General features: G+C 59.6%; 12 protein-coding genes. 5 read left to right on the forward strand and 7 right to left on the reverse strand.

Translation table 11 applies throughout. The features are described from left to right. Positions 1 to 6 precede the first annotated feature (6 nt). Together pdxR and AKL27_RS00205 are read left to right on the forward strand one after the other, a co-directional pair. Entirely contained in the window at positions 7 to 1,500 is a 1,494-nt protein-coding gene (gene pdxR, locus AKL27_RS00200) for a MocR-like pyridoxine biosynthesis transcription factor PdxR (RefSeq protein ID WP_050460566.1), read from the forward strand. 163 nt (positions 1,501 to 1,663) lie between these two features. Then, positions 1,664 to 2,884, forward strand: a complete 1,221-nt coding sequence (locus tag AKL27_RS00205; protein ID WP_198155838.1) for a benzoate/H(+) symporter BenE family transporter — start codon at positions 1,664 to 1,666, stop codon at positions 2,882 to 2,884. 102 nt (positions 2,885 to 2,986) lie between these two features. On the opposite strand, the gene AKL27_RS00210 is transcribed toward AKL27_RS00205, so the two are convergent. Together AKL27_RS00210 and AKL27_RS00215 are read right to left on the reverse strand one after the other, a co-directional pair. Next, positions 2,987 to 3,280, reverse strand: coding sequence for a PsiF family protein (locus AKL27_RS00210; RefSeq protein ID WP_050460568.1), 294 nt, complete (start codon positions 3,278 to 3,280; stop codon positions 2,987 to 2,989). 165 nt (positions 3,281 to 3,445) lie between these two features. Further along, positions 3,446 to 3,841 carry a lysozyme inhibitor LprI family protein gene (locus tag AKL27_RS00215; RefSeq protein WP_050460569.1) on the reverse strand — a complete coding sequence of 132 codons (396 nt, stop codon included), beginning with the start codon at positions 3,839 to 3,841 and terminating at the stop codon, positions 3,446 to 3,448. A gap of 185 nt (positions 3,842 to 4,026) precedes the next feature. On the opposite strand from AKL27_RS00215, the gene AKL27_RS00220 reads away from it, so the two are divergent. The 3 genes from AKL27_RS00220 to AKL27_RS00230 all read left to right on the forward strand — a co-directional run bounded on the left by AKL27_RS00220 (position 4,027) and on the right by AKL27_RS00230 (position 7,488). Continuing rightward, a complete protein-coding gene (locus AKL27_RS00220; protein WP_050460570.1) occupies positions 4,027 to 4,380 on the forward strand; it encodes a hypothetical protein in 354 nt (117 codons plus the stop codon). Positions 4,381 to 4,490: 110 nt separating this feature from the next. After that, on the forward strand, positions 4,491 to 6,992 hold the full coding sequence (locus tag AKL27_RS00225; RefSeq protein WP_050460571.1) for an ABC transporter permease: 2,502 nt from the start codon (positions 4,491 to 4,493) through the stop codon (positions 6,990 to 6,992). A gap of 94 nt (positions 6,993 to 7,086) precedes the next feature. Continuing rightward, positions 7,087 to 7,488: a group II truncated hemoglobin gene (locus AKL27_RS00230; RefSeq protein WP_083438755.1), complete on the forward strand. Its 402-nt coding sequence runs from the start codon at positions 7,087 to 7,089 to the stop codon at positions 7,486 to 7,488. A gap of 73 nt (positions 7,489 to 7,561) precedes the next feature. Here the strand turns inward: AKL27_RS00230 and metC are convergent, their stop codons facing one another. From metC to AKL27_RS00255, 5 genes are all read right to left on the reverse strand, one after another. Beyond that, on the reverse strand, positions 7,562 to 8,749 hold the full coding sequence (gene metC, locus AKL27_RS27440) for a cystathionine beta-lyase (protein WP_050460572.1): 1,188 nt from the start codon (positions 8,747 to 8,749) through the stop codon (positions 7,562 to 7,564). Positions 8,750 to 8,821: 72 nt separating this feature from the next. Beyond that, positions 8,822 to 10,405, reverse strand: coding sequence for a rhodanese-like domain-containing protein (locus AKL27_RS27445; protein WP_050460573.1), 1,584 nt, complete (start codon positions 10,403 to 10,405; stop codon positions 8,822 to 8,824). 58 nt (positions 10,406 to 10,463) lie between these two features. Then, a complete protein-coding gene (locus tag AKL27_RS00245; protein WP_050460574.1) occupies positions 10,464 to 11,045 on the reverse strand; it encodes a cysteine dioxygenase family protein in 582 nt (193 codons plus the stop codon). 82 nt (positions 11,046 to 11,127) lie between these two features. Beyond that, a complete protein-coding gene (locus AKL27_RS00250; RefSeq protein ID WP_050460796.1) occupies positions 11,128 to 11,886 on the reverse strand; it encodes an amino acid ABC transporter ATP-binding protein in 759 nt (252 codons plus the stop codon). Between the two features lie 58 nt (positions 11,887 to 11,944). After that, complete coding sequence (locus tag AKL27_RS00255; protein WP_050460575.1) at positions 11,945 to 12,637, reverse strand: amino acid ABC transporter permease; 693 nt, start codon at positions 12,635 to 12,637, stop codon at positions 11,945 to 11,947. Between the last annotated feature and the right edge of the window lie 3 nt (positions 12,638 to 12,640).

Here is a 12,640-nt window from a genome sequence, read left to right on the forward strand (position 1 = left end):
CATGACATGACAAGCAACTTCGAGCTGGATAGCCTCAAGATAAGCATGGCCGACCCCAAACTGGCGTCGCTGGAATTGCGTGTCCGGGTGCAGCGGGCACTGCGTCAGCTGATTCGCGAGGGGCGACTGGCACCCGGGTGCCGGTTGCCGGCTACCAGAGCACTGGCGCAGTCTTTGCGCCTGTCGCGCGATACCATCGAGATGGCCTATGTGCAATTGCAACTGGATGGCTATCTCTGTCGACGCAAAGGTTCCGGTAGTTTTGTTGCTGACAGGAGCGGGTCGAGCTTGCTGGGTGCGGCCGTCGGTAAAAATCATTTGTCTGCATCGTTGCGACCGCAGCCACAGGCTGCGCCGGTGCTCAGCGCGCGGGGCGCAGATATCCTGGCCGGCGGCGGTGTGGCCGACCAACAGCAGGTTCGTGCTTTTGCTACCGGCTTGCCCGAAACCCGGACATTTCCCCTGGCTGTGTGGGAGCGTCTGCAGCGCCAGGTCTTGAAGGACTATCGGTCGAGCGTACTGTTGCATGGCGACCCGCAAGGTGCCGAACCGCTGCGCCAGGCGATTGCCGACTATCTGAATCTGGAACGCGGTGCCAGAGTGACAGCAGATCAGGTGCTGGTGTTGAGCAGCACCCGTCAGGCCCTGTTTTTGTGCGCCCAGATGCTGGTCGATGCCGGCGCCACCATGCTGATGGAAGATCCCGGTTACTTCGGGGCGCGCAAATCGTTCGAACTGGCTCAGCTCAAAATCGCACCGATTCCGGTGGATGCACAGGGTTTGCGCACTGATTTGCTGCGTGCCGACCGAAGCGGCGCCAACACCATTTACGTGACCCCCTCACATCAATATCCCACCGGTGCCACGCTGGCCCTGAAGCGACGGTTGGACCTGATTGCCTGGGCCGCAGAGCGTCAAGGCTGGATCATCGAAGACGATTACGATAGCCAGTTTCACTATGAAGGTGTGCCAACTGCCTGTGTACAGGGGCTGGATCAGTTTCACCGCACTATTTATCTGGGAACGTTCAGCAAGTCGCTGTATCCGGGCCTGCGCATGGGGTATATGGTGCTGCCGCATGAGCTGCTCAAGCCCATGCGCCATGCGCGCAGTATTCTGGATGGCCATACTCCGCAGATTGCGCAGCTGACGCTGGCCCGCTTTATGGACGGCGGACACTTTGCAGCCCATATCCGTGTCATGCGAAAAATTTATGCGCAACGCCGGGATGCCATGGCGGATGCGGTGCGACGCCGTCTGGACGGCATCGTGACGGCGCATTTGCCGCCGGGTGGCTTGCAGTTGCCCTGTCTGTTGACAGCAGGACGCACTGAAGCCGAGACGATCCGGCAAGCGGCGCGGGCGGGCATCCAATTGCCGGGACTCAGTCGTCTGTACGCCAATCCGCCAGCGACCGGCGGCTGGTTGCTCGGGTTTGCGGCACTCAGTCCTGAAGAAATCGAAGCGGCGATTCAGCGTCTGGAAAAAGCCATCAGATAAAGCCGGTACGGCAAGGGCAGTGCTGATTGCCGAATGGTCTGCCGCCTCCGCGTAAATTGGCCGGTCCGGGGCGCTGCTCCGGGAGATACGCTGTTAGCTGTCAGCAGGGATTTGAAGCGGTTTTTCCCTGCAACTTCCAACCTCTCTGCAAGGATATATCTGCGTGTCCCATTTACCCGCCAGCGCGCCACGAAAATTGCAAGCGCGCGACCTGATTGCGCCCGCCATCGCTGCGCTGATTTCGGTGATCGTCAATTACGGCGGCACCTTCGTTCTGGTGTTTCAGGCGGCGCAGCTGGCGCAATTGAGTGCCGCCCAGACCGCCTCCTGGGTATGGTCGGTGAGTATCGGCGTCGGCCTTACCGGCGCCTGGCTGAGCTATCGTTACCGGGAACCGATCATTACCGCCTGGTCCACGCCGGGTGTTGCCTTCCTGGCGACGGTCATGCCATTGACGCCATATGGCGAAGTGATCGGGGCTTACGTCATTTCCGCTCTCGGCTTCATCTTGCTGGGTTTGTCGGGGGCGTTCGAGCGTCTGGTGCGCCTGATTCCATCTGGTATTGCTGCCGGCCTGCTAGCCGGCATCTTGCTGCAATTCGGCGTCAATGCATTCGGTGGCGCCGCTGCCGACCCGTTGCTGGTGCTCGTGCTGCTGATTTGTTATGCGGTGCTGCGCCGTTTCACGTCACGCTATGCGGTAATCGGGATGTTGTTCATCGGCATGCTCATGCTGCTGGCGCAGGACAGGATCGACATGCGGACGGTGCACCTGACTCTGGCGATGCCGGTTTTTGAGATGCCGCAGTTTTCGCCCGGCTCCTTGTTGGGAGTTGCACTGCCGCTGTTTGTCATCACGCTGACCGGGCAGTATATGCCGGGCATGCTGGTGTTACGCAATGACGGCTTCAAGACGAGCGCCAATCCGATCCTGACCATCACCGGACTGGGTTCGCTCATCATGGCGCCGTTCGGTGCCCATGCCTTCAATGTCGCGGCCATCACGGCGGCCATCTGTACTGGCAAAGATGCGCATGAAGATCCGTCGAAGCGCTATCTGGCCGGTCTGGCGTGCGGTGTGCTGTACGTCACGGTCGGTATTTTTGGGGTTACGCTGGCGAGCCTGTTCATGGTGTTGCCGCGTGTTTTCATCACTACGCTGGCAGGGCTGGCTTTGCTGGGCGCCATCGGCGGCAGTCTGAGCCATGCCATGGCCGATGCCCGGACCCGCGAAACGGCCCTGATCACGTTTCTGGCCACGTCGGCCAATGTCACCATGCTGGGTGTGGGCGGGGCATTTTGGGGACTCATCGCGGGACTGGTGGTGCATGTGCTGATCCATGGCGGACGCAACAGGCTTGCGGAAACGTCGGCTGCCGATTGAACCATGCCGGTTGGCCTGTGTGGCAAAAAAAAGCCACGTCGGACCTCTCCGGCGTGGCTTTTTACTGGCTGAAACAGACTGCGCAGACTGAGATATCCGGTTTCAGGATTTGTCTTTTTTCAGGCACTGGCTCATGAAGGCCTTGCGATCATCGCCTTTTTTGCCGGTCGCATCTTTGTTGCACATCTTCATCTTGTCTTGTTGCGTCATTGGCGCAGCGGCGGCCGGTTTGTTGGACAGGCAGTCTTTCATGAAGGCTTTGCGTTCGTCGCCTTTTTTACCGGTAGCGTCCTTGTTACAGGAAGTCATCTTCGATTGTTGAGCGGTTTCAGCCATGGCTGCCGGGCTGAGCAGAACCGGAGCGATGAGGGCGATTGCAGCGAGCAGCTTTTTCATAAGATTCTCCAAGAATGGAATACCGGGTTGCGCGGCGGGAATAATGGTGTCCTTGCGAACAAGTGCATTACAACACGGAAGATAACGTCTGCCAATTCGTCTGCGTTGACAACTGTTCCCCGTAGTTTGCTGCGGAAGCCCGGTCAAAGCGCGCTCCATCCCGGCTTAATGCGGGCAATTGCTGTCGCCTTGGGCACAATTGGCCAGTTTATTGAGCTCCAGCGTGCGTGAGCGGGTCTTTTCTGCCAGGCAACTTTGCAGCGCCATGCTGTGCAGCGAACCGCCGGTGCTGCTGACGCTGTCGAACTTGCACGCCAGATCGCGGTACTTGATCCAGGCCAGCTGCACGTCGCGCAGCTGATTCTTTTGCTGGGTATTGAGTTTTTCCCGATAGGCAAGATATGTGGCATTGAGATCGCTGTCAGCCTGATTGAGCGCCTCGGCGGCGCACTGATTCATCTCGGCCTGGGTTTGTGCCTGATCGCAGCCGGCGGCGTAACTGTCGAGACCGATGGTTGCCAGAACGACAGCAACAAACAAGCGGCGGCAGGTAACTTTCATTGTTCTTTCTCCAAAACTTTTCATGGTGAGGGGAATCCATCTGTTGCGCATGCGCTGAACAGGCAGATCGCCGATAATGCGGTGTTGGCATCTGTTCAAGAATTGCGGCGCCGCTGGCACCAGATGTTTCTTGAATAAGATTCTTAGAAGGTGAATCGTCAATTGAGTTCTACAGGAGGTTAAAGATGCCCATCAACTGGATTGCTGCAGTCAAACTGATACCGTGGGCCGATGTCGTGCAGGCCACGCCGACAGTGGTGCGTGGCGCCAAGGACTTGTGGTCGCGTACCAAAAAATCAACTGCCGCCAGACCGAAAGACGATGGCATGACAGTGGTGCCCGACAGTCTGCCACATTTATCGGCGCGGGTCGGGCAGCTGGAGTCGGAACAACTGGAAGCGAGCGCGCTGATCACGGCGCTGGCCGAGCAAAACGCACAACTGGTGGCGGCGCTCGATAATCTGCGCACCAAGATCAAGATCTTGCAGGCGCTCGGCATTTTGCTGACGCTCGGTGGTATTGCCTTGTATTTGCGCTGACACCGGCGCTGAACATCGCGGCCATAGTGGCAATAGCGGGCAGCGTTGACAGATTCTTCCGCCTCTAACCGAAGCCGCTCAACCGGCCTTCAATCAATCTCAGGGATAGCATGGTTTTATTTTCGTTGCGGATGACGCGTCGCGACTGGCGTGCCGGTGAATTGCGGTTTTTGTTGCTGGCCTTGATCGTGGCGGTAGCGGCATTGTCGTCGGTCGGCTTCTTTGTCGATCGCATGCGCGCCGGTCTGACCCGCGACGCTCATCAATTGCTCGGTGCCGATTTGCTGGTCGGTGCCGATCAGGCGCTGGACCCGGCCTGGCTGCAACAGGCCGGACAACAAAAGCTGACTACTGCGCAGACCGTGGTGTTCCCGAGCATGGCGCTGGCCGGCAGCGGGGACGCTGCACGCTCGATTCTGTCATCGATCAAGGCGGTCTCGGATACTTATCCGTTGCGCGGCGATCTGCGTATCGCCGACAGCAGCAATGGTGCGGACCGCCTGGCGGCCGGTGTGCCGGCAGCGGGTACCGTGTGGGTTGATCCGAATATCTTGTCAGCGTTGCAGGTCAATGTGGGCGACCAGCTCAAGCTCGGTGACCGGCAATTCCGGATCGCGGCAGTGATCGCAGTCGAACCGGATCGCGGCAGCGCCTTTGTCAATTTCGCACCGCGCGTGATGTTGTCGCTGGCCGACCTGCCGTCCACCAATCTGGTACAACCCGGTTCGCGCGTGACGTACCGTTTGCTGCTGGCCGGTGCACCGCCCGCCGTCAACGCCTATCAGCAGTGGCTGCAAAAGAATATCGATGACGCCAACCTCAAGGGCGTACGCATTGAGTCACTGGAATCGGGCCGTCCCGAAATGCGTGCCACGCTGGACCGGGCGCAGCAATTCCTGTCGCTGGTCGGCTTGTTGTCGGCGATGCTGGCGGCGGTCGCCGTGGCGATGGCGGCCCGTCGTTTCATGCTGCGTCATCTGGATGCCTGCGCCATGTTGCGTTGTTTCGGCATGACGCAATCGCAAGTCACGGCGATGTATCTGATCGAATTTTTCATCGTTGGCCTGATCGGCAGCGTGCTTGGCATAGTGCTGGGATTTGCCGCACACTTTGCCTTGCTGTCATGGCTGGCGCGTTTCTTCGCCCACGAATTGCCGCCGGCCAGTTGGCTGCCGGCCGTGCAAGGCGTGGCGACCGGTTTGTTGCTGGTGATCGGCTTTGCCTTGCCGCCGATTCTGCAATTGCGCAATGTGCCGCACAACCGCGTGATCCGGCGCGAACAGGATGCACCCAAGGCCATGACGTTGTTCAGCTATGGCTTGGGTGGCGCGGCATTTATCGGCTTGTTGCTGTGGCAGGCGCGCGATCTCAAACTGGGCGCAATGACGGCTGCCGGTTTCATCGGTGGCGCCGCCTTGTTTGCGCTGGTGGCGTGGGGCTGCCTGCAAGGCATGCAAACGATTCGCGGTGTGTTTGACAATCAGGCCTGGCGTTTTGCCGTGACCGGTTTGCAGCGCCGTCCGGCTGCCGCCATCATGCAAATCGTGGCGCTGGCGCTGGGTCTGATGGCCTTGCTGCTGCTGACCGTGATTCGCGGCGACCTGATCGGTGCATGGCGGCAGGCGACACCGGCCGATGCGCCGAATCGCTTCGTCATCAACATTCAGCCAGACCAGAAAAATGCCGTCGAACAATTGCTCAGCAGCGGCGGCGTCAGTCAGGCGCGCCTGTATCCAATGATTCGCGGCCGGCTGGTGCAGATCAACGACAAGCCGGTCACCGGCGATACCTATCAGGAAGATCGGGCGCGACGACTGGTGGATCGCGAATTCAATCTGTCCACGATGAATACCTTGCCCGCGCAAAATACGATCAGCGCCGGCAGTTGGTTTGACGATACGACCCCATCGGCGTCGGTGGAAGAGGGCTTGGCGAAAACGCTCAATCTGAAACTCGGCGACAAACTGCAATTCGATATCGCCGGACAACTGGTGACGGTGCCGATTACCAGTCTGCGCAAACTGGAGTGGGGCTCCTTGCGCGTGAATTTCTTTGTCATCATCAATCCCAAGGCGATGAGCGACATGCCGCAAACCTGGATCACCGCCTTCAACTTGCCGCCGGGCGCTGCCTCGCTTGGCAATACGCTGGTGCGCGATTTCCCCAATCTGACGGTAGTCGATATCGCCGGTGTGTTGAAACAGATTCAGGACATCGTCGATCAAGTGATTGCCGCGGTCGAATTCCTGTTCCTGTTCACGCTGGCATCGGGCGGTCTGGTGTTGTATGCGGCGCTGGCCAGTACGCAGGATGAGCGGGTACGTGAAGCAGGATTATTGCGTGCGCTCGGTGCCACTCGTCGTCAGTTGCAACGTGCGCAGTGGCTGGAATTTGCACTGATCGGCGGTATTGCCGGCATGCTCGCAGCCACCGGCGCTGCTGCCATCGGCTGGGCACTGGCGCATTACATTTTCAATTTCGAGTGGAGCTTCAGCCCCTGGGTCTGGGTATCCGGCATCGCCATCGGCGCTTTGTGTGCATTCATCGGCGGCTGGCTTGGCTTGCGCAATGTGCTGGCGCGGCCACCGCTGCAAACCTTGCGTGAAATATAGAAGACCAGACCCGGAGAGCAGAAAGAACCGATAACAGGACCATGCCGACGCGCTGCCATCGGCATGGTTGCACCAATCTCATTACCTGCAAAACATGCAAATCGAAAATCCCAATCAGCCGACCGTCTTCGACATGATCGGCGGCGCCGAAAAACTGCGTGAAATGGTCGACCGCTTTTATGACCTGATGGACCTGGAACCGGAATTCGCGGGCCTGCGTTCCCTGCATCCGGCCACGCTCGACGGTTCGCGCGACAAGACCTACTGGTTTCTGTCGGGCTGGAGCGGCGGCCCCAATCTGTATATCGAGCAATTCGGCCATCCGCGCCTGCGCGCCCGCCACCTGCCATTTTCCATCGGCATTTCGGAACGCGACCAATGGCTGCGCTGCATGGCCTGGGCCATGGAAGAAACCGGTCTGGATGAAGCCTTGCGGGTACGGCTGATGGAGTCGTTTTTCCAGACCGCTGACTGGATGCGCAACAAGCAGGAATAAACGGTCATCGCCGCCGACGCCGGCCATTGCCGGCCCGGGTCAGTGCGGCGGCGGAGGGCGACATGAATTGCGTTTACTCACACGCCGCAAACGCCTGCGCCAGATCGGCGATCAGGTCTGCCGGATCTTCCAGTCCGATATGCAGGCGCACAATCGGATTGGCTTGCGACCAATCGGTGACGGTGCGGGTCGTGAGCAGATTGGAAATCGTGGCCAGACTTTCGAAACCACCCCACGATGCCCCGATGCCGAACAAGGCCAGTTGATTGACGAAGCGTGCCGCCATTGCCGCGTCATTGCGGGCGAACTCGAAGGATACCAGGCCGTTGGTGCCTTTGCAGTCGCGTTGCCAGATGGCGTGACCGGGATGATCCGGCAAGGCCGGGTTGTATACCCGCGCCACTTCGCTGCGCTGTTGCAGCCAATACGTGATCTGCAAGGCATGCTGCTGATGCATGGCCAGCCGGGCTGCCAGCGTGCGGGTGCCGCGCAACACCAGATAGGCATCGTCGGGGCTGACATTCATGCCGAAGGTGTCGGTCATGTGCGCCAGCGGCAGCCATGCTTTCTCGGTGGTGGTGACGGTGCCCATCATCACGTCGGAGTGACCGCTCAGGTATTTGGTCGCCGCCATGACGGAGATGTCGGCGCCCAGCGTCAGTGGCCGGTATTGCAGGCCTGAACCCCAGGTATTGTCGGCCACCAGCAGCCAGTCATTGGCGCGTGCCAGCACCGACAGCGCCGGCAGGTCGCACAATTCATAGACCAGCGAGCCGGGGCATTCGACATACAGCATTTTGGTGTGCGGCCGGGCGTGCTGCATCACATCGCTGCCATCGGCATTGAAGAAGCTGACTTCAATTCCGAACTGTTGCATGAAGGTGGCAGCAAAATTGCGTACCGGCTGATAGACGCAGTCAGCAATCAATACGTGATCGCCCGGTTTCAGATAGGTGGTAAAGACCATGGCGATGGCGGCCAGGCCGGTCGGAAACAGCTTGGTCCGGTAACCGCCTTCCAATCCGGTGATCACGTCTTCCAACGCGAAACCGGTCGGGTTGCCGCGCGCGCCATAGGTAAACAGGCGCTCCTCGTGGCGACGCGCGCGCATGTCGTTCAATTCTTCGACGCTGTCGAACAAGACCGTGGAAGCGCGCACTACCGGCGGGTTTACCGCAGTGCCGCCGCGATATGCCGGCGCGCTGCCACCTTTCAGAATGCGTGTCTGCGGTCGAAGTGTGGCGGGCAAAGGCTTGGACATGTTTTGCTTTCTAAATGGGAGTAGGGTGGCGACAGGTGGCGGCTGCTCTGGCATGGCAGCCGCCGCAGCCTTTCAATCCAGCTTGAAGGCAGCCAGTTCGCGCTGATCGAGCTGGGCCAGAAGACCTGTTTCCCATTGCAGGTATTGGCGTGCAGCGGCTTTGTTGCCGTCATGCCGGTCATGTACGAAGAACAGGTAGTCAATGCAATCGGCATCGGCAGGTTGTGTCGGGCTGCTTTCGATGGGCAGTTGCGCCGCCGTCCATGCCGCCATGCCGCCTTCCAGTTGCAGCAGTTTGACGTGCGGCGCACTGTCTGCGGCGCGCCATTCTGCTGCCACCAGTGCGGCGACGCCGTCTTCGTCGCTGACCAGCACCACCGTTTCACAGGGACCGGCAAAGGTTGCCAGCGCCGGCAAGCGCGAGCGGATGCCCCAGGTGGCGCCGGCGATGTGGGCCTTGCGATAAGACATGCTGGGGCGCACATCCATCACGCGCATGGCCGATGTCTGCAGTCCTGCCGCCAGTTGCGCGACGCTGATGGCGGCAGGTGCCGGCGGTGTCATGGTGGGCGTCGCCGGCATCGACAAGCCGCTGCGCAAACCGTCTTTCAACACGACCGCGTTATGTCCCAATTGTTTGAGCCAGCTCGCCACTACCGGTGCGCGGATGCCGTCGTCATCGAATACCACGATGCGCGCATGGCGTACGCCGATATACAGATCGGTTGACTGGATCAGTTGGCCGCCGGGTGCCAGTTGGGCGTGGGGCAGGCTGCCTGCGGCAAATTCGTCGGGCGTGCGGACGTCGCACAGAAATACCGAACTGCTGCCGTCGGCAATCCAGGCCGTCACTTCGTCAGCACTTGCCGTGGTCACCCGGTACTGATCGGCGACGCTGGCGCTGGCGCTGCGGGCGCGCTCTTTTGCCGCCTCTGACACGTGCTCCGGGTAGCGGCGCCGGCTGCCGTGTTCCAGTTCAAAGTCTTCCAGATACCAGCCCTGCGTCCCGTTTTCCAATGCCAGCACCGGATTGGGCAAGCCCAGATTGATCAGCGTCTGGGCGCCGATGATGCTGCGTGTGCGGCCGGCGCAATTGACCACGATGGTGGTGTCAGGGCGGTCGACCATATCGTGCACGCGATAGCTGAGTTCGCCGTTGGGACAGCAGATCGAGCCCGGAATGGTCATCTTCTGATATTCGGAAAACGGGCGGCCATCCAGCACCAGCACATTTTCACCGCGACGCAGCATGTCGAACAGCATCGGTGCGCTGACCGAAGGCGTATGCCGTGCATGTTCGACCAGTTCGCCGAAGGTCTTGGACGGCACATGTACGCCGGCGAACAGCGGATAGCCGGCAGCTTGCCAGGCGCGGGTGCCGCCGGCCAGTACATGGACCTCGCTGTAGCCGATGGCGATCAGACGTGTTGCAGCCTGCAGCGCGACGGTCTGATCGTCGTCATACACGACCAGCCGCACCGAGGTGCGCGGTGCCAGGCGCGGGGCATCCAGTTCCAGCCGGCTATAGGCCACGGGGATACCATAGAACAAATGGGCTTCGCCATATTGGCCTTGTTCGCGCACATCAAACAGGGCGATTTCGGCGCCGTCATGCAACCAGTTTTTGAGCGTATTGGGATCGACAAGTTTATGCATGATATAGCTTGGAAAATGAGTTAGTGATGCGGAGTGCTGCACGGTAAAGGCGCGCGGCTCAGCGGCGTGTCTGCACGCCGATGGCCATGGTTTGATAGCGGCCGGTATCGAGATCGAAGGCGATCCGCTCGGTCAGTGTTTCCAGAGCGCGGCCATACATGTGCAAATGGCGAATGGCGATGTCACCCATGATCTTGACCGCGTGGATATCGTCAGGCATCAAGGCGATTCCTTGTCCCGGGCTGACGACCACGGTCTGGTCCAGTTCCAGCGTGCCCACGCCCGGCACCTTGCCGTCATCCGTGCGGCGGTAGACGTAGTTGTGCTCAATCCCTTCGACCGCCGCGATACAGGCCCAGGTAGTGTGGTCATGCGGCACGATGCGTTTACCCGGCAGCATCACGTTCAGGTACAGGGCGTAGGAATGATCCGGATCTTCGTAAATCATGTAGCGGGCCTGCAATTCGCCATCGGCCGGTGCGGCGAACTTGTCGGCCGACCACAGATGCGTTTGCGCGGCGAGCGCTTCAACCGTATTCAGCACTTTGGCCAGCGAAGCGCGGGTAGTGCCTTCGTCGGCAATGGTTTGTTTGATTTGCGCGATGGCGGCGTCGACGGTGATGTTTTGTGGTGTGTTCATTTGTTTGTCTCTCGATTTGTCAGAAAGGTGATGGTGCGACGGTGGGTATCCTGTTTTTGCTGTGCTGTTGCGTGGTTGCCGGTCAGGCCGCCAGCGGCGACATGGTGCAGTCATGCGGGCGCACCACATCCTGCAGGAATTTGCGTGCGCGCGGATGCGCCGGATTGCTGAAGAATTGGTCCGGCGGTGCGTCTTCCAGCAGTTCGCCGTTGTCCATGAACCAGACCCGGCTCGACACTTCGCGCGCGAAACCCATTTCATGCGACACGATGATCATGGTCATGCCATCGCGCGCCAGCGATTGCATGACTTGCAATACCTCCGATACCATTTCCGGATCGAGCGCACTGGTTGGTTCGTCAAACAGCATCAATGCCGGTTGCATTGCCAGCGCCCGCGCAATCGCGACACGCTGTTGCTGGCCGCCGGAGAGATTTGCCGGCATGGCATCGATCTTCTTTTCCAGACCGACTTTCTTCAGCAGTTCTTCGGCGCGGGCATTGGCTTCATCGCGACTGAGACCCAGTACCTTGACCGGACCCAGCGTGAGGTTGTTGCGCACCGACATGTTTTGAAACAGGTTGAAACTCTGGAAGACGAAGCCGACGCGGGCGCGCAATTTGTTGACATCGAGATTGCGGGCGTAAATGTCTTTGTCTTCGAACAGAATCCGTCCGCCCTGGATTTCTTCCAGCCGCGTCAAGGTGCGGATCAGCGTCGACTTGCCCGAGCCGGAAGGGCCGCAGACCACGACCACTTCACCTTTGTTGATTTCCGCCTCGACGCCTTTCAGGGCGTGATAGTCGTCATACCATTTATCGATTTTTTCCAGCTTCAACATGAACAGCTCCTTGTAGATTGACACTGTCAATTCAACGATTGAATTCAAAAACCAAATCTCAGGCCATGCCGCGCGTGGTCTTTGCAATGCGGCGTTCCAGCAGGCCGGCAAAGCGCGAGATGAAAAAACACAGCACAAAGTAAAAGCCTGCGAGCACCAGATAGCATTCCAGCGGTTTGGTCAGTGTCATGGTGTTGACCTGCGCGGCTGAGTAAGTCAATTCCGGTACGCCGATCACATAGGCCAGCGAGGTTGCCTTGATGGTCGATACGAACTGGTTGACGATGGAAGGAATCATGTTGGTCAGGGCTTGTGGCAACAGCACGAAGCGCATGCTTTGCAGCCAGGTCAGTCCGGTCGAGCGGGCTGCTTCGTTTTGGCCGCCGGGCAAGCCTTCGAGGCCGGCACGCACTACCTGTGCCAGGAAGGCGCTTTCATAGACCACGATGGCGCACACCACGGTAGTGAAGCCGGAAACCTCGGCACCGACGATCAGCGGTACGCAAAAGTAAGCCCAGAAAATGATCAGCAGCAACGGGATGCCGCGTATCACGCGGGTCCACCATTGTGCCGCGAAGCGCAGCCAGGCGAATGAAGATAACAGCGCCAGCCCGATCAGGATCGCAATCGGGAACGACAGTCCCAGTCCCAGCACCGACAGAATCAGCGTCATTGCCAGGCCGCCCAGCGGGCCGTCGGGATACGCGCCGATCAGGAACAGCGGCAGATAGTTATGTAGAATTTCCAGCATGAC

Source organism: Herbaspirillum autotrophicum (genome assembly GCF_001189915.1).
In the GTDB taxonomy this organism is placed as follows: Bacteria; Pseudomonadota; Gammaproteobacteria; order Burkholderiales; family Burkholderiaceae_D; genus Herbaspirillum; species Herbaspirillum autotrophicum.

Bases quoted from the DNA above. Each gene is read 5' to 3' on its own strand.
- pdxR (WP_050460566.1), top strand. From the start codon at position 7: ATGACAAGCAACTTCGAGCTGGATAGCCTCAAGATAAGCATGGCCGAC.
- AKL27_RS00210 (WP_050460568.1), bottom strand. From the start codon at position 3,280: ATGAAAAAGCTGCTCGCTGCAATCGCCCTCATCGCTCCGGTTCTGCTC.
- AKL27_RS00215 (WP_050460569.1), bottom strand. From the start codon at position 3,841: ATGAAAGTTACCTGCCGCCGCTTGTTTGTTGCTGTCGTTCTGGCAACC.
- AKL27_RS00220 (WP_050460570.1), top strand. From the start codon at position 4,027: ATGCCCATCAACTGGATTGCTGCAGTCAAACTGATACCGTGGGCCGAT.
- AKL27_RS00225 (WP_050460571.1), top strand. From the start codon at position 4,491: ATGGTTTTATTTTCGTTGCGGATGACGCGTCGCGACTGGCGTGCCGGT.
- AKL27_RS00230 (WP_083438755.1), top strand. From the start codon at position 7,087: ATGCAAATCGAAAATCCCAATCAGCCGACCGTCTTCGACATGATCGGC.
- metC (WP_050460572.1), bottom strand. From the start codon at position 8,749: ATGTCCAAGCCTTTGCCCGCCACACTTCGACCGCAGACACGCATTCTG.
- AKL27_RS27445 (WP_050460573.1), bottom strand. From the start codon at position 10,405: ATGCATAAACTTGTCGATCCCAATACGCTCAAAAACTGGTTGCATGAC.
- AKL27_RS00245 (WP_050460574.1), bottom strand. From the start codon at position 11,045: ATGAACACACCACAAAACATCACCGTCGACGCCGCCATCGCGCAAATC.
- AKL27_RS00250 (WP_050460796.1), bottom strand. From the start codon at position 11,886: ATGTTGAAGCTGGAAAAAATCGATAAATGGTATGACGACTATCACGCC.
- AKL27_RS00255 (WP_050460575.1), bottom strand. From the start codon at position 12,637: ATGCTGGAAATTCTACATAACTATCTGCCGCTGTTCCTGATCGGCGCG.